The following is a 19191-nucleotide window of genomic DNA, read 5'->3' as shown; positions in this document are numbered from 1 at the left end:
TTTTGCTTGATCCGATCCGAAGATCAGACTCGCATCCCATCAAGCGCCCACACTTATCGGCTGTTAATTTTTAAAGATCGCATCGCTTAAAACTGCTTCGTTTTTCGCGTTCCTCATCAGAGGAGGAGGCGAATTATGTTGTCCGCCCGCAAAGTCGTCAAGCACTTTTTGAAAAAACTTTTTGATTGATTGAATTCGCTGCGGATTAAAACCGATCGCCCCGGCAATAATCGCCATGAAATCAAGGTCGTAGCGGAGGAAATCGGGGCCGGCACACCGTCTCCGCCAAGTCCCCATCGGGTCGACCACCGGGCGCACTGCCTTCGGCGCGGCCCGACATGCCTCGGGCAGCGCACCTCCTCCGGCATGTGCCCCCTTGAGATGAAATACGCCAACACTATAATTTCAAAGGCGGATTCGCCGTCGGAAGCGCGTCCCGGGTCCGCCGGGAAGAAGGGAGGGATGCCGCCCCGACCGTTCGGCCCGCCGAGATATGATGTCTGATCATTCCCGCCGACCCCGTTGTTTCCCTATCGGCCGGGCTCTTCCTCGCCAACCAGGCACATGCACAGGAGCGATGCATGTCGGACGACCTGCCCTTCACCGAAAATCAACTGCTGGCCGCGCTGCCGGAAAGCGAGCGCACTCGCCTCGCGCCCCACCTGACACGCGTTGAAATGCCCTTGGGGCAAGTTCTGTACGAGTCGGGCGGCCAGCTCCATCACGTCTATTTCCCGACTTCCTCGATCGTTTCCTTGCTGTATGTGATGGAGGACGGCTCGTCCGCGGAAATCGCGATCGTCGGCTACGAGGGCGTGATCGGCGTATCGCTGTTCATGGGGGGCGAGACCACCCCGAGCCGGGCCGTCGTACAAAGCGCCGGGCAGGCCTATCGACTCGAGTCGAGCATCCTGAAAGAAGAATTCCGGCGCGGCAACACGATGCAGCGCTTGCTGTTGCGATACACGCAGGCGCTCATCACCCAGATGGCCCAGACCGCGGTGTGCAACCGGCATCACTCGATCGACCAGCAATTGTGCCGCTGGCTGTTGCTGAGCCTCGACCGCCTCTCCTCGAACAAGCTGCGCATGACGCAGGAACTGATCGCCAACATGCTGGGCGTACGTCGTTCGGGGGTGACGGAAGCGGCGCTGAAACTGCAGAACGCCGGCCTCATCCGCTACAACTATGGTCATATCGAGGTGCTGGATCGGCCCGGGCTCGAAAAGCGCGTGTGCGAATGCTACGGCGTGGTCAAGCGCGAATTCGACCGCCTGCTGCCCGACCTGAAGCAACTCTAGCCATCACTGCACGGCACCGTACCGATTTTCTCCGCCTGCGCGTCCATCCTTTCCATGACGCACGGCTGGCTGTTGCACCGCCGATGCGCGCCCGCGGCTACAGCGCGTTGGCCGCGCACACGCCTGATCCGGTTCGAGCACGCGAATCGCCCCGTCGACGCGCATCACCGGAGCCCCTTATGAGTGACCTCACGGCGAAAGATCTCGATTCGCCCCAGCCACGCTCGTACACCACGCGAGACAACGCAGCCCACGAAGCACAGTGCGCCGCGCTCACGCCCCCGACATTCGCGAATTCCGCGGAGAACGATTCGCCACGCACCGCGAGGCAACACAGGACCGATATGCGAAAGCGCCTGGGCATGGCCCGTCTATCGCACCGTTAGCGCATGCCGCTTACCGCACATGTCGGATCCATGCTCGATGGAGTCCGCGACGGATCGGTGCACATCAAGCATCAACCAGCACGCAGATCATCGCAGCGCAGCGCGTCATCATCCGTCGCCATCGATTCGTCATCCTGACATCTGCGAACGATATCGCGCCTCTGTCAACGCAGGCGCCGGGCTCGCGCACCGACCTCGCCTCCTGATGTTTCGCTTGCGCCGCCGCAGATAAGCGCGCACTGTAGGGTAGGCGCCCACCGTTGTCGGGCGCCAGCGCCCTCGAACCCACCGGCGCCAACCGTCGCTCGGTCAGGAGCACATCATGACCATCCCCACCCTCGAATACCGGGGATATGAACTCCGCACCCATGCGCGAAAATTGGCCCCGCCGTTCGGCGATCTCCTGGCGCCCGGTCCGCGGCGCTTCACCTCCATCGTGCGGATCGACACCCGTCCGCCCACTTCGGCGCTCGCGACGCGCTGCACCACCCTGCTCCACGACGACGCGCCGCAAACGGAGCAAGCTGCCCTCGATCCGGCCATCGAATTCGGCAAGGCCATCGTGGACGGCAAGATCGCCCCGCCAGCCCTTTGATCGAGCCGCAGGGTCCGGCTCAACGCGGCCTCACGGACAGGCAGCACACTTTGCTTTGGAGATGCCATGAAACGCTACACCATTCCCCTCACCGATCGACGCGACGAGACAACCCGCCAGAAGCAGCGTGAAGACCTCGCACGAGCCGATGTCGAACGTGCCCAGAAGCGCACCGATCAGGATGCCGGCATCGACTCCAACGCAAGCAAGTGGCGTTATTCCCGCCCCGACCATCGCACGAGTTGAGTCATACGGGGCGACGTCGGGCCGGTGGCGCCTCCCGTTGCGGCGTCGCCGCCCGGCATGCTGCCTGGCAGCCATTCCCACATCACGTATACCTGCGCAAGCGTGCCGAAAAAGCGGCAACGGCCTCGACGCCACTCTGTTCCGCGCAACGGCACCAATCCTGCAACTGAACCAGCAGCTGCGCGCGCGATGCGTGCGGCCACGTCCACAGCTCGCGCAGCGCCTCATACATATCCACGTACACGCGTATGCGCCGGTTGTCGTCGAGGCACGTCAGCGCGCGCAGGTCCGGCTTGGCCTGGCAATTCCATGCGCGGCGCATCCAGCGCCTCACGTCCATCACGACCGCCCGCCTGTCGTCACGGCTCAGGTTGCCGGCCCGGCCCAGCTCCCGCCAGCACGCGCGCTCGATCATGCGCGCATAGGCGGCCATCACCTCATAGCGGTTGCGCATGATCGCCTGCAGCGTCGCGTCGTCGAGCACGGCCTTGCCGCCCGTCGACAGATGCGGCTTCGGCGTCACCCGTCGGACGGTCGCCAGCCTCAGCGCCGCCAGCAGGCAGATGTACAACCAGCCGAGGTCGAATTCGAACCATCGATTCGAGAGCCGCGCGGATGACGCGTACGCGTGGTGATTGTTATGCAGTTCCTCTCCGCAGACCAGGATACCCAACGGGACGATATTGCTGCTCGCGTCCGGCGTGGCGAAATTCCGATAGCCCGTGAAATGGCCGCAGCCGTTGATCACGCCGCCGGCCCAGAACGGAATCCACATCATCTGGATCGCCCACATCGAGACCCCGGGCAGCCCGAACAGCACGACGTCGATCACGACCAGAAAGGCGACGCCGAGATTCGGATAACGGGTATAGACATGCCGTTCGAGCCAGTCGTCCGGCATTCCCGGCCCGTATCTGCGCAGCGTTTCCTCGTTGCCTGTCTCGTCCCGGTACAGTTCCGAGCCGCTGAACAGCACGGTCGCGAGCCCCCGGGTCCGCGGGCTGTGCGGATCGTCCGGCGTCTCGGTTCTCGCATGATGCTTGCGATGCACCGCCACCCATTGCGCGGTCAGCATGCCGGTCGTCAACCACAGCCAGAACCGGAAAAAATGACTGACGACGGGATGCAGATCCAGCGCCCGGTGAGCTTGGCTGCGATGCAGATACACCGTCACGCCGATGGTGGTGACGTGCGTAAGCGCAAGCAGCACCCAGAAAAGCTGCCACCCGGACAGACTCAACACCCCGTTTGCAAGCAAGGCCGACATGGCGATGTCCTCCCTGACCTTCCGATCCACGCCGCGTCGTGGCGGCGCACGCGTTCGCTGGCTTGCTGCGCGACGCGCGCAGCGAAAATCCTCGACGGGGCGTCTCCGGGACACGCGGGCCGTCTGCATGCATCGCTTCCTCGCGCCACGCGCCCGGGGACGGACGGAGAGCCCGGCGGGAACCCGAATCGGAGCAGACGGATCACGTCGATTCGCACGTCGCTCCGCTTCCGGCGGTGACAGGACGGCCCTCGCCACGCGGCGCGGACGGGCCCGCGACATGTTGGCAGGCCATCGCCACGATCGCATCCCGCGTCATATGCCGCGCGCGCGCCATCCGGTCGATGTCGAGCACGACGCACGCGGGCAGGCACAGCTCGATCCGCACCGAACTCGACGTCATGCCGGTCAGATCGAGGTCGATGAAGCGCCAGATTCCACCCCCCGTATCGAGCGCCAGCCCCTGCAGGATGGCCATGTCGGTGGTGGGCGGCGGGATAAGGCGCACACGTCCGTGATAGCAAGCCATGACCTGCCGCCCGGCAACCGCCTGCAATTCGTCGAACGAGCCGCCCTCCACGACAGCGTCCGGGAAATCCGGGAGCGTGCCGCCCAAGCGAGCCGGCCCCCGTCGGGTGATGTAGATGGGATATTTCATGCGTCACTCCTTGTTGCGAAACACGCCAGGCTTCATGCTGCGGCGCACCGGCCCGGCAAGTCGGTACGCTGCAGCACAGTCCGGGCAAACCATTTCGCGGCGCGCCCGCTCCTGCACCGTATCGCCTCGACCTGCGGCTCGCGCGCCGCCCGCCAACCGCGTACGACAACGTACCGATTCCCGCCATGCACCCGCGCATGCTCGCACCAGACGCCTCGCCCACGTTGGGCCCGACGTCGACGACGACGGCCGGGCATGCGGCAGGCACATCCCGCATGCGCCAGGTCGTCCTTACCTGATCGGAGCATCATCATGAATGCCATCACACTGGTACTGACCGCCGCATTCGTTCTCGCGGCATTCGCCGCCGGCGCGGCGGGCTACCTGTTCCTCGCGATTCCCCTCCTCCTCATCGCCGTACTCGTCGCGCTGTCCGTACGGGTCGCCAAAGTCTGGGAAAAATTCGTCATCCTTCGGATTGGAAAACTGCAGAGCGTCAAGGGCGCCGGCTTTTTCATGATCATTCCGATCATCGACGATATCGTCGCCGTCATCGACGAGCGGATTCAAACCACCGCGTTCAACGCGGAACAGGCGTTGACCAAGGACACCGTGCCCGTCAACGTCGACGCCGTGATCTTCTGGCACGTCCATGACGCGCAGAAAGCCGCGCTCGCCATCACCGACTACCGACAGGCCATCGATCGCATCGCGCAAACGTCGCTGCGCGAAATGATCGGCGCTTCGATGCTGGCCACGCTGCTGTCGGACCGCAAGGCCGCCGATTTGCACCTGTGCGAAGAAATCGGCCGGAAAACCATGGACTGGGGCATCACCGTCCGCTCGGTCGAAACCCGTGACGTCGCCATCCCGGTTGCGCTGCAGGATTCGATGTCGCGGCAGGCGCAGGCCGAACGCGAAAAGCAGGCGCGGGTCATCCTCGGTTCCGCGGAGGCCGAGATCGCGAGCAAGTTCGTCGAAGCGGCGCGGGTGTATGAAGATCATCCGGGCGCGCTTCAGCTGCGCGCGATGAACATCATCTACGAAACGACCAAGGAGCGCGGCGCGACGATCCTGATCCCAAGCTCGATGGTGGACAGCCTGAATCCCGCATTCGCGCTGGCGGTTGCCGGGTATGACACGACCGCCGCCACGCCGGGCCCCTCGCTCAAGACCGCCGCGTGATCGAATACCGGCCGCCGCCGCAGGCGACGCCTTGCGCAGCGTGCCCGGCCAGCGCCGCGCGAGCCGCGCTAACGCGCCCTGCTCCGCGACGATTTCCGTGCATGCTTTCGATGCGACTGCGTGACCACCATCCTGGTGACGCCGCCGATCGATGGCGGATCGCTGGCGGGAAACGTCGCCTCGACCGCCTCGTCGACATTGCGCTCGCTTTTGTCTGCATTCGTATGCTGCTCCCGGTATCTATTACGCATGATCGCCTCCACGGCACGTGACACGCCCCAGCATAGACCCGATCGGCAAAGCGCGTCACGCCCCGTCTCCATACGCAACAGCCATCGCATGCGCGCCGGCGTCCACTTTGTACGATGCCGTACCGCTTCGCTCATCCGTTCCGTATAAGGTGTTCGGCATGTGAGCCAGCAGGGCGACGCGAACGCTGATGGGATGCGGATGCGGTTCCAGCCGGCATGACGGCCGACGCATCGACGCGCCGCACATCGATCTGGCGAGGACATCATGCTACGAAGCATCAAGACACTGCGCGGAAACTCGATTCGCGCCAAGGACGGCGATATCGGGCACGTCGACCAAGCCTACTTCGACGACGATGACTGGTGCATACGCTACCTCGTGGTGGAAACGGGCGATTGGCTGCACGACAGGCAAGTGCTGATCTCGCCGTACTCCGTCAAGCGCGCCGATCCCAGCTCCGGCACGCTGCATGTCAATCTCACCCGGCAGCAGGTGCGGGACAGCCCGAATCTGGACACGCGCAAGCCGGTCTCGCGACAGCACGAGGCGGAATACCTGCGCTACTACAACTATCCGACCTACTGGGGAGGACCGAACCTGTGGGGAATGGGCGCGTACCCAGCCTACGACTCCGCCGGACTGTCGCTGGACAGCGAGGCGGGCAACCCGGTTCCCACTTTCGCGGCGCCCGCCAACGCGCCGTCGGATACGCATCTGCGCAGCACCGACGAAGTCAGGGGCTATCAACTCGAAGCCACGAACGGTCGCATCGGATCCGTGTGCGGCTTCATCTATGACGATGAAGCCTGGATCATTCGCTATCTGACGATCGATACGCGAAGCTGGTGGTCGATCGGCAAGAAAGTGCTGATCGCGACGCATTGGTTCGACCGGGTGGACTGGGCCGCGCAAACGGTATCCACCACGCTCACGCGCGACGCGGTCCGCAACAGCCCGGCATACGACGATTCGAAGCCGATCCACCGAGGCTACGAAATCGAGCTGCACAAGTTCTACGGCAAGCATGGCTATTGGTCGGATGCGGAAGCCGCGGAGCCGGTCGATATTCCATAGCCGGCCTCCGGCCGCGTGCATCCGTTGCCAGCCGCGCCCGGCATAGGTCCGTGCGGCGCACACGACCGCTTGACCGAAGCGTCGAAAGCCGCATCGATACGCAACCGTCGATCGGCCTTCACGTGGGATCGGTCGATACGTTCGGAGGGATCGCGGACACGGGCGAAACCCGCCGCGGCTCACGACAGTCGCTTTCCCGGGCGCCGGATGCGCCTCGCGGGGCACATTGCAGGCCGGGATGGGATGGCAATGCTCACGCATCCCGCTCATTGAAACAGTCCGCCGGGGATCCCACATTCACGCACATCCGGCTGCAAGGCCGGATTCGCCGCCGACCTCGCGGCGTCGCGCACCGGCCGCTTCCGCGCCATCGATCAAACACTTACCGGAGCATCGCCATGCCCGCATTCAAGCCCATCATTTCGGCCAGACAGTTCATCGAACTGGTCAATCGCCGTCTGCGCCTGCATCACGTGTTCAAGGCCGATATGAATGTATTTCTCGTCAGGCCCGCTGCCGCCAACGCACACGCCACCGAGTTCGATTACATGCCCCGGACGCGCAGAACGAACGGCGTGGTCAGTTCCGTCGTCGATCACGTGAAATCCCAGTTCTTCATCGAGCCCGATCTGCAACTCGCGTGTGTGCGGGGCGCGTTTCCATCATCCGGATAGACCCAGGCCGTCGACACATCATCCACGACGGACATAGCGCATCAAACAGCGGCTCTCGTCACGTCCGCCCCGCCCGCGCGGCCATCATCCTGCGCAGCAGGACTCCGCAGTCGGCGGTATTGCCACGCACTGGGTGAATCACGCCCAAAGCGCAACGGCGCGCGCCCCCTCGCTCCTTCCGTCGTTCCGCTCTGCAAGCCACGCATCGACATCGTGATTTTCTCCGGGCGTGCGATCGGGTTCGTGGATCGAATACTGGTCGCGCAATTGAGCCGGGTCGGCAAACCGGGCCTCGCCTGTCGTTGTACTGGAGGGATCCGATAAGCACCGGCCGGGCAAGGTCGTCGCCCGCTACATGCCATCGGCGGACACCGGCGAGCCAGGCCAGCTTGTCCGTGCAACCAACGCCACGCAGTGCCATCGGCTGCATGACATCGACAATCGGGCCTCCCGCATCGGAGTACGACTTCACGACTTCACGACTTCACGACGTCTCACGGCTCGCCCATACCGACAGAATTGACGGCGCTTGGCGACATCAGGTAGCGTCACGCCTCGGAATCAAGCACCGCAGCAGCAACACATCATCAATCGACTCAACGCTTGATCCTTGCTCATCCACGCATCGGCATCGCCCCAAGGCTCGATACGCGGGAATGAAAGCATAACGACAGCTTCCAGAATGCCTGGCATGCGCCCTTTTCCGGATCCCGACACATCCACCAAAGCACCGGAGGCTTCGCTGTCGACGTCAGCCCGAACCTCCATGCTTGACCAGCACACGCCCTATACAAACAACGTCGAGCCCACGGCCGGGATACTCGAATCCGTCAGGCTCCACACCGACACGACAACCATGCGGAGAACCACGTTGCCAAACCGAAACCTGATCGCGGCGCTGACAGCCGGCTTGTTTTGCGTCTCCAGCGCCCACGCAAGCTCGGACGACAGCTGCTATGCGCCCGCCACGCTCCGGCAAAGCGGCTACTCGTGCGGCGGCATGCCGATCCTGAGCCCCTCCAACGACACGCGCCTCAACGCAATGCTGCTCATGGTCGACAGCGGCAAGGTCGCGCAGTTGTTCCCGGATCCGAAAACCATCCCGCCGGACGACCGGGTGAACCGGATCATCGTGCCGTTCTCGTACGACTTCTCCGGATGGATCGACATCGGCCAGAAGCAGCCTGACACGGCCGACGGCGCGTCGGACGCCGATGCCTCCTCGAATCGATACGCCGACGGCGAAGGCAGCATCTGCCGCAGCATGAATACCGGCAACGACGCCTTCGGTGATGCACTGAACGCCGCCAAGGATCTCCCGCCCGACGAGGCCGCACGCCTGCGCGCCGGGCGCGTCGACATCGCCCAGAAGACCTGCGCCTCGGGCGGCGCCGGCGGCGCCTGGAAGAAGCCCCTGGTCAAATCGCCGGTCGGGCTGCAGTTCGCGGCTTACCTCGACGGCGCGAACGCGTTCTACCGCTATGACTTCTTCGCCGCCAGCAAGGCTTTCGCCGGCGCATCGCTCAGCGCGAACCCCTGGTTGAAGGAAACCGGGCTCTATATGGCCGGGCGCGCGCAATTGAACGCCGCGCAGGCGCACGCATTCGACAACGACAGCCCGACGCCGTCGCGCGAACGCGTGACGAAGGTTTCGCTCGACGCCGCGAACACGGCCTTTCGCGCCTACTTGCGGGTTTATCCACAGGGACGCTATGCGGTCTCCGCGTCGGGCCTCCAGCGGCGCGTCGCGTGGCTCGGCGGCAATACCGCCCGGCAAGCGGACCTCTATGACCGGGCGTTCGCGCACTGGTCGCCCGCGGCATCGAATGTGCCGCTCATGCAGCTCGCGAACGAACTCGACAGCAAGCTGCTGCTCGACCCGGCGCTCAACCCGGATCAGATTCATTCGCCCACGGTGCTCGCAACCGTCGACCTGATGCGCATGCGCACGTCGGGCAGCGACGACACGAGCAAGGACAAGCCGCTGGCGCTGGACGAATTGCAGGCGCAGAAGCCGCGCTTCGCCGGCGCTCCCGCGCTCCACGACTACCTGCTGGCCACCTGGTACGTCTATGTCGGCCATAAGCCGGATGCGGCGCTCGGCGTGCTGCCGCAAACGCCCGGCGCGCCGCTCAACTACTTCAACCTGAGCCAGCAGACGCTGCGCGCGTTCGCGCTGGAAGACAGCGGCCAGGGCGACAAGGCCCGGCAACTCTGGCGCGATCTGATCCCGCTCGCGAAATTCCGCTTCCAGCGCGAGGCGCTGGAACTCGCGCTCGCGATCAACCTGGAGCAGGCGGGCCTCGTCGACGAAGCCTTCGCCGACGATTCGCTCGTCCAGAATGCCGCGATTCGCGCGGTGCTGCTGCAACGCACGGCCAATGCGAACCTGCTGCGCGCGCAGGCGCAGAACAAGTCGGCCAGCGGCGCGCTGCGCAACGTTGCGCTGTACGCGCTGCTGTACAAGGAGCTCACGCGCGGGCATTACGCCGATTTCATCTCGGATGCCGCGCTGGTGCCTAACACGCCGTCCGCCGCGTTGAAGCCGTTCACGCTGCCCGGCGTGAAGAACGACGACGGCTATACCTGCCCGTCGGCGCGCGATATCGCGGCGACGCTGCAGCAGAATCCCGGCGACGCGAAGGGCCTGAACTGTCTCGCCGACTTCGTGCGGCTCCATCCGTCCGACGTCAGTCTCGAAGACACCTCGACGCCATCGCGGTCCGCCGGCGCCACACGCACGCCGCCGACGCTCGGCAGCGCGCCGACGCAATTCAAGGGTGCGCCGTACGAACGGATGCCGAGCTACGCGGCAGTGATGGACAACGCGCAGGCGAATCCCAACGATCGGGCCTATGCGCTCTTCCGGGCCATCAATTGCTATGCGCCGTCGGGAAGCAGCGACTGCGGCGGGAAGGAAGTGCCGAAGAGCGTCCGCAAGCATTGGTTCAATACGCTGAAGTCCAGCTATCCGGGCAGCCAATGGGCCCAGACGCTCAAGTACTACTGGTGAATCCGACGTGACGCGGGTCGTGTTCGCGGTTCTGCTGCTTTGCGCGCGTTTGGCGCTGGCCGGTACGGTCGATCCGGCGCAGTACGATGCGTACTGGTTATGGGCGGGCGTGAAGCCGCAGGCGGTCGTGCACCATGCGCGCGCCCTCTATGTGCAGCAAGGGCAGATCGAGGCGTCGCCCCGGGACGACGCGCAGGTGCGCTTCATCGCGCAGGGCGTCGCGGTGCCGCCCGCGCCGAACGCGCGCGTCTGGCTCGTCTATCGCGCGCATACGCTGCGCTGGACGCCGCGCGTCACGCAGATCATGCTGGCCCAGCTCGCGCGCTGGCGCGCGTCGGGCCGCATGATCGCGGGAATCCAGATCGACTTCGATGCGCGTACGCGTCATCTCCAGGACTATCTGGCGTTCCTGCGCGATCTGCGCGACACCCTGCCCGCCGATTGCCGATTGAGCATCACGGGGCTGCTCGACTGGAGCAGCAGAATCGATACGGATCAGGTCAATCAGCTCAGGGGGATCGTCGACGAGGTCGTCGTGCAGACCTATCAGGGACGCAGGACGATCCCGACTTATGCGGATTACCTTCCGCGCGTCGCAAGGCTGCAACTGCCGTTTCGCATCGGCGTGATCGAAGGGGGAGAGTGGGACGCGCCGCCGTATCTCGCGGCGAATCCGTGGTTCAGGGGGTATGTGGTGTTTTTGAAGAATGGGTGAGGGCGACAGAGAACCACGCCACTCAAGCCGCAGCGAGAATCCGGCGGTTATGAAACGAGCATCGAGAATTCGGAAGTTCGGAAGATATGAAACGACCAGGCATAGTGACAGGCATTGCGTTGCTCAATTTAATGGGTGCGTTATCGATGGTGTGGTCTTTCGACCGCCGAGTACACATTGGCGTTGATCCTGTTTTCCTGGGATCGGCCTTCCCTGTTCGATGGCAGTGGAATTGGGCCGTCGCCGATATTGGCCTCGCATTCGTAGCCACGGCCGGACTGTTTCGAGGCGGGAACCGGGCAAGATGGCTGTCGCTTGCCTTGAGCCTCTCCCTTTACATCCTCTCTGCGCCCATCGGAAATGTTTCCTTGCTTCCAAGCTTCCTCTTCGCACTCGCCGGAAGCACGTTCGCCTATTGGCTCGTTTTCTTCTCCTTGCCGTTCGAGCTTTATTTCACCCGCCCCAGAGGCAGCCTCCGACCTTCGCCATGCGCGGCGTGATCAACGCGCTCCTGCTCGTATTCGCCGTGTTCACGGCTCACTCGATCATCATGGGCGCGTTCCGGCGAACACGCTCGGCCGAGGTCGCCTGGATCGGCACGGGCATTTTCATCCTGCCTGTCTTGCTGATCACGCTCATCGTTCGCTGGCACCTGGAAACATCCTTACGCGAGATCTCGGTGTTCATGCTTTCAGTCGCCGTGTTTTTTGCCTATTCGATAAGCCACACCTTTCTTGCGCTGCGTTTTGCCTATTCAGACCAAGCGATGCCGTACTTCGGCTGGCTTCATGGCACGCTCTTGACGCTGGCGTTCGGCGCCGGCGGCCTTCTGCTGCTCGCCTACACCAGGAATCGTTACCGCGCTGCACCAGCGTAGCCGCACAGGTCGGGGAGTTGCCGGCGTATGCGTGATCGCGCGCCGGCTTACATCAATCGGGAGCTGGCCGGTGCATGGGCTGCCACAAAATGCGGCGAAAGCGCCCAAAAGGCTGCCACGGCGCAGCATGGGCGATCTACGCCCGGCGTGCGCATCCGCCTAGTCCGGCTCGAACAGTTCTTCGATCGTCTTGTTGAACAACCGGGAAATCGAGAACGCGAGCGTCAGGCTCGGATCGTATCGCCCGGTCTCGATGGCGTTCACCGTCTGCCGCGAAACCGACAGCCGATCCGCCACCTCCGCCTGCGACCAACCCAATTCGCGCCTGAGCGCTCGAAGATGATTGTTCATCGATAACGCCGGCGAACGACCAACAGGCCGGCTATCCACAGCACCGCCATGATCGGCCAGATCGCGAAGGTCGGCAGTTTCGGGAATCCGACGTTTTCAAGAAAGCCGTATCCGAACGTGGCGAGCGCGGTGCCTGCGAAAGCGAATGCGAGCGCCTCGAACTGGATCTTCCGCTGCAACTCGTCGTCCCGCCGCAACTGCCTCAATATCGCGACGACCACGAGGAACATCGGCGCACATGGGAGCAGTGCGATGACAAAGCGCCAGTCATCGGAGACTCGCATACCTTGCAGCACCCATATCGACGCGATCAGCACCACCACATACAGCAGCATTGCCGCGCTCAACTCGACGTAGTAGCGCGTGGCCGATTTCGAAGCCATCTTCCCCTCCGATATGTAAAGTATGCTTGACATGCTATCCACCGCCCCAGGCGGTGTCAAGTTTCCTTTACATTGCTGCTTGTCACGAGAAGGCATCGCGCATGGATACGGGGCCTAGCCGAGACTGGGATCGATCAGGAATTTCTCGCCGGTCGCCTTGCGATCGATCGCGCGCAGCACGTCGGGCTGCAGCACCTCGGCCAGGCCGATCGTGCGCGTGTAATGACTGGCGAAGGTGGTGGTCAGCTCGTCCGTCACGCGCCGGCGAAGACGCCGCGCGACCTCCGGGCCTGCCTTGCCCAGGTAGTTGAAGAGCAGCCAGGCCGATACGCTCCACGCGTAGCCGAATCCGCCCCGATTCAGCACGGTCGGCCCCGTGTCGAGGCTGCCGTAGATATAGAGCTGCTTGAACACGGTCGAGCCGTAGCGGCTGTAGGCGCCCGGGGTCCGTGCGGCGGCGCGCTCCATCGCCCGCAGGATGTCGCTGCCGAGCGCTCCGCCGCCGATCGCATCGAACGCGATGGTTGCGCCGGTCTCGGCAATCGCGTCGGTCAGACGCGCGCTGAAGTCCTCGTCCTTGCTGTTGAGCACGTAGGTCGCGCCGATGCCTCGCAACATGGCGGCCTGCTCCTCGGAGCGCACGATATTGACGAGCGGGACGCCGTCGGCAAGACAGATCCGCTGCAGCATCTGGCCGAGGTTGGACGCGGCCGGGGTGTGGACGATCGCCTTGTGGCCCTCGCTGCGGGCGGTTTCAATGAAGCCCAGCGCCGTGAGCGGGTTGATGAACATCGACGCGCCGTCGGCCGCGCCGGCGCCCTCGGGCAGCACGTTCACGTTGTCCACGCCGATCTTGCGATAGTCGGCATACATGCCGCCGCCATACATCCCGACGCGTTTGCCCTGCAGGGCGGCCGCGTTCTTGCCGGCCGCCACGACCGTGCCCGCGCCTTCGTTGCCGACGGGCAGCGACTGGCCGATGCGGCCCGCGACGCCCGTCAGGCGCTCCGGCGGGACGGCGAGCGTGGACCGGGGCGCGGCGGCGCTGCCGGTCGACTCGATGCGGGAAAGATCAGCCGGTCCCAGCAGCAGGCCGATGTCGCTGGGGTTGATCGGCGTCGCTTCGATGCGGACGATGACTTCGTCATCACCCGGTTCCGTCAGTTCGACGTGCTCCAGAGACAAGGCCAGCGTGCCGTGCTCGTCGATCGTCGATCGCAGTTCGCGTCCGCTCCAGGACATGGTTCACCTCCGATGATGGATGGTCGGGCTTTCATCCGCATGACGAAAGCCCCGCAAGGGGAGTTTCGAAAACACATGTGCGTCGGAAACAGCGGCCAGCTTATCCCGAACCGGGCAGCGGATGCGCCTTGACTCAACGTAGACGCAGCCTCCCTCCCCCGCCCGAAATTTGCGCTATGACTGTTCACGAATTGCGCATGAATGGAGCGCAATATCATGAGCACCCCCGCCACAGCTGATAGGCCGACGGCCGCCGCACCTGCGATGATCGACGTCGCGACCGCCAGCGTCGACCAGTTTTTCACGTCTCTGCACGACCCCGACACCTCCGCGCCCGTGTTGTCCGCGCGGCGCTACATCGCGGCCTTGAATATCGATCTGCGGACGCTGGCCAAGCAAGCGCACGTGCACCGCAATACGGTGGCTCGCGCGCCGGAATCGGAATCGGAATCGGTTCAACAGTTTCTCCGCGAAGCGATCCGCGTGATCCGCGCCGCGACCGAGCTGTCCGGCGAGCTGCGCCGCGCGCTGTTCTGGTTCCGCAACGAACCGCTGGTCGTGTTCGATTACCAGACGGCCGAAACGCTGGTCGCAGCGGGGCGGGCGGACGACGTGCTGCGTTACGTCACGTCGCTGGAAGCCGGTGCGGCCGGATGATCCTCAAGCCGTTGAACGAGGTCATCGCCTACCGCATGCACCATGCCTGAATGGGCCGTCGCTCCCGCGAGCGGCGCCGGTGCGGCGACGCCCGGAGGCCGCGCGAACCGGATCGGCACGCCGGCCCTCTACCTGGCGCTCGAGATTGCGACGGCAGTAGCCGAATACCAGCAACGCTCACTCTTGCCACCGCCCGGCACGCTGGTCAGCTATCGCGTCACGGCGGAGCCCGTCGTCGACTTAAATGCCTCAGGTCAGGGGTTCCAGTCGACATCGACGCTTTGAGGCGACGCATGGATGAACCGCGAAGCAAAGCAGATCTCTCGTTTGTGCTGGAGTCGTGCACATATGTCCGAGCGAGCCGGAAAAGATACGAAGTCGTCGAGCGAAGATTACGCTGGCGCGCACTTTCTTAGAAGACTGACTGACAATTTTCTCCAGGATGGGGATGACCTCGCACACAGGCTCAGAAATTTCGCCTTTGATTCAAAGACAACATATCGAGACTGCGGGCATCTTTTCTGAGAACCAACAGAAATTCAGCCGAGAAAAGTCCCCCACCCACCAGCCCCGTACCGGCACCCTCCCCGCAAACTGTACCGGTACTGTACCGCCTCTCCGGTCTAGACTTTCTCCTCACCCAAGCCACGAAAGCCTCAAGACGGAGAAGCACCATGGAGTACGCGACCCTGAGCGCCCTGCCCGCCGGCATACTGTTCGCGCTCGTCACGACCATCACCCCCGGCCCCAACAACACGATGCTGCTCGCCTCCGGCGTCAATTTCGGCTTCCGCCGCACGCTGCCGCACATGTGCGGCATCAGCATCGGCGTCGCGATCCTGATGCTGTCGGTCGGCTTCGGCCTCGGCGAGGCGTTCCACCGCTTCCCGTTGCTCTATTCGACCCTCGAAATCGCCAGCGTCCTCTACCTGCTCTATCTCGCATGGCGCATCGGCACCTCCGGCGAGGTGCGCGTGAACAACGCCAAGGCGCGCCCGATGACCTTCCTCCAGGCCGTCGCGTTCCAGTGGGTCAACCCGAAAGCGTGGATGATGGTGCTCACGGCCGCGACCACCGTCCAGCTGTCCGTCGACTACGGCAGCAACTCGGCCTGGATGGCGCTCGTGTTCGTCTTCGTCGGATTCCCATGCATCAGCGTATGGGCCGCGTTCGGCCAGGGCCTGCGCGGCTTCCTCGCCGACCCGCGCCGTCTGCGCGCATTCAACGTGACGATGGCCGTCCTGCTCGTCCTGTCGCTGTATCCGCTGCTCGCGAAGCTCGCGTCCCACTGACGATACGCCGCCATTGTCGGCGCGACCGCCAAGGCGTACGCTCTCCTTCCGGGCGTCGGTTCGCCGCACGCGAACCCGCTCCGGCGGGAGAAGGCCGATGAAGACACTGCTCAGAGCCGGCGATCGCATCGAAGGTCTGCACTGGATCGCCGAATACCATCACCGCACGCACGACATCCGCATCCTGCGCGAACACACCGAAGTCGGCACTTACGGCGCGCCGGCCGCGCTGTTCGGCGACGAGGAGCGGATGGGCGCGGCGAACACCGCCGACCATCGCGGCCGCGAAGCGGCGTTGCGCGCCTATCTGCGCCACTTCGCCCGGGTCCATGACACCGAGGAATAGCGCAGACGGTCGCGCCCGGTCTACGCGGTGCGGGTCGGCGCCTGCGAGGCGCCGTCGTCCCGCTGGGCCGTGCGCTTGACGAGCAGCGCGCCCGCCGCCACCAGCGCCGGCACGGCCAGCATCGAGAAAATGGTGCTGAATCCCAGTTGCGCCTGCAACAGCAGCCCGCCCGAGAACGCGCCCAGGATCCCGCCGAAGCGGCCGATGCCGAGCATCCACGCGACCCCGGTCGCGCGGCCGCTGGTCGGGTAAAACGCGGCCGCGAGCGTCGGCAGCGACGACTGCGCGCCGTTCATGCACACCCCCGCGACGAACACCACGCTCGCGAGCAGCGCCAGATGGCCGGCCTGCAACCCGACCAGCCACACGAACAGCCCCGTCAACACATAGGTTGCCGCGATCACGCGGTGCGGTTCGAAGCGGTCCATCAGCCAGCCGCAGGCGATCGCGCCGATCCCCCCGCCGAGCGGGAACAGCGCGGTCACGAGCGCGGCCTCGCGCACGGTGAAGCCGTTGTCGCGGATCAGCGTCGGCAGCCAGCTCGTCAGCAGGTAGTAGACGAGCAGGCCCATGAAGTAGGTCAGCCACAGCATCAGCGTGCCGGTGCGGTAGCGCGGCGACATCACGACGGCCACGCCCGACTGGCGCTGGTCGCCGCGATCGTCGGGCAGCACGAAGCGCACGTTGTCGAGCGCGGCGTCGGGCGCGATCCGGCGCAGCACGGCCGCGATCCGTTCGGCCGGCGCGCCGCGCAGCACCATGAAGCGGATCGATTCGGGCAGCGCGATCAGCAGCGCGCCCAGCAGGAGCGGCGCCACGCCGCCGACCACGAACACGCTGCGCCAGCCGTACTCGGGAATCAACGCGGCGGCGACCAGCCCGCCCGCCGAGGAACCGAGCGTGAAGCCGCAGAACATCGTGTTGACGAGGAACGAACGCTTCGCATGCGGCGCGTACTCCGACATCAGCGTGGCCGCGTTCGGCATCGCCGCGCCAAGGCCCAGGCCGGTCAGGAGCCGCAGCACGGCCAGCGCGTTGACGGTCTGCGCGAACGCGCAAGCGATGCTGAACAGCCCGAACAGCATCACCGAGCCGACCAGCACCCGCTTGCGGCCGATCCGGTCCGCGAGCGGCCCCGCCGCCAGCGCGCCGAACGCGAGCCCCGCGAGCGCCGCGCTCATCACCGGCCCGAGCGCGGCCTTGGTCACGTGCCATTCCTGGCCGAGCGCGGGCGCGACGAAGCCGATCGCCGCGGTGTCGAAGCCGTCGGCCGCGACGATCAGGAAGCACAGGATCAGGATCAGCCATTGATACGGCGAGAAGCGCCGCTCGTCGATGAACTGCTGCACGTCGAGCGTGCGCATGGGTTGGGTCATGCTTGTCTCCGTCGATATTATTGGATCGTGCCGCGCCGGTACGTTGCCGGCAGGGTCGGAATGCACGCGCCGCGCGGGCCGGCCAGCCCGCGCGGCGCATGAGGAATCGCCGCCGCGTCAGGCCGCGTCTTGTTCGCTGAAAATCTTCTCGGCCAGGTGGAACGCGGAATTCGCCGCCGGCACCCCGCAATAGATCGCGGCCTGCAGCAGCACCTCCTTGATCTCGTCGCGCGTCACGCCGTTGTTGCGCGCCGCGCGCAGATGCAGCGCCAGCTCCTCCGCGCGATTGAGCGCCACCATCATCGCGATGGTCAGCAGGCTGCGCGTGTGGCGCGGCAGCCCGTCGCGGGTCCAGATCTCGCCCCACGCATAGCGCGTGATCAGGTCCTGGAATTCGGTCGTCACCGCGCTGCGGTTCGCGAGCGAGCGGTCGACATGCGCGTCGCCGAGCACCGCGCGCCGCACCGTCAGGCCGGCTTCGTATCGCTGTTCGTCATCCATCTCGCGTCTCCGCCTCAAGCCGTCAGGAAGTCGAGCAGCGCGCGGTTGAAGCCGTCGGCGCTCTCGATATTGGAAAGATGCGCGGCGTCGAACTCGACGTGGCGCGCGCCCGGAATCGCCTGCGCAAGCGCGCGGCCCAGGTCCGGCGGGGTCGACTGATCGTGCGCGCCGGTCACGACGAGCACCGGCCGCGCGATGCCCGTCACCTCCGCGCGCAGGTCGGCGGTGTTCAGCGCGTCGCAGTTCGCGGCGTAGCCGTGCCCGTCGGTGTGCCGGAAGATGTCGCGGATCACGTCGACGAGGCGCGGCTCGCGGTTGAAGAAACCCGGCGTGAACCAGCGCGGCAGCACCGCGTCGGCCAGCCCCGCCATCCCTTCGGTGCGCGCCTTGCGCGCGCGCGGCTCCCAGATCTCGGGCGAGCCGATCTTCGCGGCGGTGTTCGCGAGCACCGCGCGCCCGATCCGCTCCGGATGGCGCGCCGCGAGCGCGGCGCCCGTCAGGCCGCCCATCGAGATCCCGCAGAAATGCGCGCGCGCGATGCCCACCTGATCCATCAGGCCGAGCACGTCGCCCGCCAGTTGCGCGATCGTGTAGGGGCCGGCCGGCACGGCCGAGTGGCCGTGCCCGCGCGTGTCGTAGCGCAGCAGGTTGAAATGCGGCGTCAGCGCATCGATCTGCGGCGCCCACATCGACAGATCCGCGCCGAGCGAATTCGAGAAGATCAGCCAGTCCGCGTCGGCGCGCGCCGAGCGGTCGATCCGGTAATGCAGTTGCACGCCGTCGACTGAAGCGAAGGACAT

The 19191-nt window shown here is 65.0% G+C and carries 23 protein-coding genes; 13 read left to right on the top strand and 10 right to left on the bottom strand.

The genetic code is table 11. The features are described 5' to 3' along the window. Positions 1–63: 63 nt before the first annotated feature. Positions 64–309, bottom strand: coding sequence for a hypothetical protein (locus tag AC1RQF_RS28765; protein WP_492873486.1), 246 nt, complete (start codon positions 307–309; stop codon positions 64–66). Positions 310–581: 272 nt separating this feature from the next. On the opposite strand from AC1RQF_RS28765, the gene AC1RQF_RS28760 reads away from it, so the two are divergent. The 3 genes from AC1RQF_RS28760 (at position 582) to AC1RQF_RS28750 (ending at position 2528) form a co-directional block, all read left to right on the top strand. Then, positions 582–1301: a Crp/Fnr family transcriptional regulator gene (locus tag AC1RQF_RS28760; RefSeq protein WP_273997041.1), complete on the top strand. Its 720-nt coding sequence runs from the start codon at positions 582–584 to the stop codon at positions 1299–1301. 708 nt (positions 1302–2009) lie between these two features. Further along, entirely contained in the window at positions 2010–2282 is a 273-nt protein-coding gene (locus AC1RQF_RS28755; RefSeq protein ID WP_273997042.1) for a hypothetical protein, read from the top strand. 66 nt (positions 2283–2348) lie between these two features. Next, complete coding sequence (locus AC1RQF_RS28750; RefSeq protein ID WP_273997043.1) at positions 2349–2528, top strand: hypothetical protein; 180 nt, start codon at positions 2349–2351, stop codon at positions 2526–2528. 82 nt (positions 2529–2610) lie between these two features. Here the strand turns inward: AC1RQF_RS28750 and AC1RQF_RS28745 are convergent, their stop codons facing one another. Together AC1RQF_RS28745 and AC1RQF_RS28740 are read right to left on the bottom strand one after the other, a co-directional pair. Then, the gene (locus tag AC1RQF_RS28745; RefSeq protein ID WP_273997044.1) at positions 2611–3795 is read right to left on the bottom strand and encodes a DesA family fatty acid desaturase; all 1185 of its coding nucleotides are present in this window, start codon (positions 3793–3795) and stop codon (positions 2611–2613) included. A gap of 202 nt (positions 3796–3997) precedes the next feature. Continuing rightward, entirely contained in the window at positions 3998–4453 is a 456-nt protein-coding gene (locus AC1RQF_RS28740) for a type II toxin-antitoxin system HicB family antitoxin (protein WP_273997045.1), read from the bottom strand. A gap of 312 nt (positions 4454–4765) precedes the next feature. On the opposite strand from AC1RQF_RS28740, the gene AC1RQF_RS28735 reads away from it, so the two are divergent. Beyond that, complete coding sequence (locus AC1RQF_RS28735; protein ID WP_273997046.1) at positions 4766–5638, top strand: slipin family protein; 873 nt, start codon at positions 4766–4768, stop codon at positions 5636–5638. A gap of 68 nt (positions 5639–5706) precedes the next feature. Here the strand turns inward: AC1RQF_RS28735 and AC1RQF_RS28730 are convergent, their stop codons facing one another. Further along, the gene (locus tag AC1RQF_RS28730) at positions 5707–5889 is read right to left on the bottom strand and encodes a hypothetical protein (protein WP_492873485.1); all 183 of its coding nucleotides are present in this window, start codon (positions 5887–5889) and stop codon (positions 5707–5709) included. Positions 5890–6154: 265 nt separating this feature from the next. Here AC1RQF_RS28730 and AC1RQF_RS28725 point away from each other — a divergent pair, with 265 nt between their 5' ends. From AC1RQF_RS28725 to AC1RQF_RS28705, 5 genes are all read left to right on the top strand, one after another. Beyond that, the gene (locus tag AC1RQF_RS28725) at positions 6155–6964 is read left to right on the top strand and encodes a PRC-barrel domain-containing protein (RefSeq protein ID WP_492873484.1); all 810 of its coding nucleotides are present in this window, start codon (positions 6155–6157) and stop codon (positions 6962–6964) included. A gap of 398 nt (positions 6965–7362) precedes the next feature. Then, on the top strand, positions 7363–7638 hold the full coding sequence (locus AC1RQF_RS28720) for a hypothetical protein (protein WP_273997048.1): 276 nt from the start codon (positions 7363–7365) through the stop codon (positions 7636–7638). An 856-nt stretch (positions 7639–8494) separates the two neighbouring features. Then, on the top strand, positions 8495–10651 hold the full coding sequence (locus tag AC1RQF_RS28715; RefSeq protein ID WP_492873488.1) for a PA5441 family protein: 2157 nt from the start codon (positions 8495–8497) through the stop codon (positions 10649–10651). Positions 10652–10658: 7 nt separating this feature from the next. Next, entirely contained in the window at positions 10659–11366 is a 708-nt protein-coding gene (locus AC1RQF_RS28710) for a DUF3142 domain-containing protein (RefSeq protein WP_492873483.1), read from the top strand. A 487-nt stretch (positions 11367–11853) separates the two neighbouring features. Beyond that, the gene (locus tag AC1RQF_RS28705) at positions 11854–12243 is read left to right on the top strand and encodes a hypothetical protein (RefSeq protein ID WP_273997050.1); all 390 of its coding nucleotides are present in this window, start codon (positions 11854–11856) and stop codon (positions 12241–12243) included. Between the two features lie 159 nt (positions 12244–12402). Here the strand turns inward: AC1RQF_RS28705 and AC1RQF_RS28700 are convergent, their stop codons facing one another. The 3 genes from AC1RQF_RS28700 to AC1RQF_RS28690 form a co-directional block, all read right to left on the bottom strand. Beyond that, positions 12403–12594, bottom strand: a complete 192-nt coding sequence (locus AC1RQF_RS28700) for a helix-turn-helix transcriptional regulator (protein WP_252987738.1) — start codon at positions 12592–12594, stop codon at positions 12403–12405. Then, positions 12591–12977: a hypothetical protein gene (locus tag AC1RQF_RS28695; RefSeq protein ID WP_273997051.1), complete on the bottom strand. Its 387-nt coding sequence runs from the start codon at positions 12975–12977 to the stop codon at positions 12591–12593. Before AC1RQF_RS28695 ends, AC1RQF_RS28700 begins: the two co-directional genes overlap by 4 nt. A gap of 114 nt (positions 12978–13091) precedes the next feature. Then, positions 13092–14219 (bottom strand): zinc-binding dehydrogenase, encoded by a 1128-nt coding sequence (locus AC1RQF_RS28690; RefSeq protein WP_492873482.1) that lies wholly within the window; start codon positions 14217–14219, stop codon positions 13092–13094. A 264-nt stretch (positions 14220–14483) separates the two neighbouring features. On the opposite strand from AC1RQF_RS28690, the gene AC1RQF_RS28685 reads away from it, so the two are divergent. The 4 genes from AC1RQF_RS28685 (at position 14484) to AC1RQF_RS28670 (ending at position 16514) form a co-directional block, all read left to right on the top strand. Next, a complete protein-coding gene (locus tag AC1RQF_RS28685) occupies positions 14484–14876 on the top strand; it encodes a DUF2384 domain-containing protein (RefSeq protein WP_492873487.1) in 393 nt (130 codons plus the stop codon). 42 nt (positions 14877–14918) lie between these two features. Further along, on the top strand, positions 14919–15161 hold the full coding sequence (locus AC1RQF_RS28680) for an RES family NAD+ phosphorylase (protein ID WP_492873481.1): 243 nt from the start codon (positions 14919–14921) through the stop codon (positions 15159–15161). A gap of 389 nt (positions 15162–15550) precedes the next feature. Continuing rightward, positions 15551–16168, top strand: a complete 618-nt coding sequence (locus AC1RQF_RS28675; protein ID WP_492873480.1) for a LysE family translocator — start codon at positions 15551–15553, stop codon at positions 16166–16168. Positions 16169–16265: 97 nt separating this feature from the next. Continuing rightward, positions 16266–16514 (top strand): hypothetical protein, encoded by a 249-nt coding sequence (locus tag AC1RQF_RS28670; RefSeq protein WP_492873479.1) that lies wholly within the window; start codon positions 16266–16268, stop codon positions 16512–16514. A 20-nt stretch (positions 16515–16534) separates the two neighbouring features. Here the strand turns inward: AC1RQF_RS28670 and AC1RQF_RS28665 are convergent, their stop codons facing one another. The 3 genes from AC1RQF_RS28665 to pcaD all read right to left on the bottom strand — a co-directional run bounded on the left by AC1RQF_RS28665 (position 16535) and on the right by pcaD (position 19191). Next, the gene (locus tag AC1RQF_RS28665; RefSeq protein WP_492873478.1) at positions 16535–17890 is read right to left on the bottom strand and encodes an MFS transporter; all 1356 of its coding nucleotides are present in this window, start codon (positions 17888–17890) and stop codon (positions 16535–16537) included. Positions 17891–18007: 117 nt separating this feature from the next. Beyond that, complete coding sequence (gene pcaC / locus AC1RQF_RS28660) at positions 18008–18391, bottom strand: 4-carboxymuconolactone decarboxylase (protein ID WP_273997056.1); 384 nt, start codon at positions 18389–18391, stop codon at positions 18008–18010. A gap of 14 nt (positions 18392–18405) precedes the next feature. After that, positions 18406–19191 (bottom strand): 3-oxoadipate enol-lactonase, encoded by a 786-nt coding sequence (gene pcaD / locus AC1RQF_RS28655; protein WP_273997057.1) that lies wholly within the window; start codon positions 19189–19191, stop codon positions 18406–18408.

The sequence above is a fragment of the Burkholderia sp. GW821-FHT14F03 genome (assembly GCF_058803765.1).
Note: the sequence above shows the minus strand (reverse complement) of the source record. Positions and strands in the feature narration are given on the sequence as shown.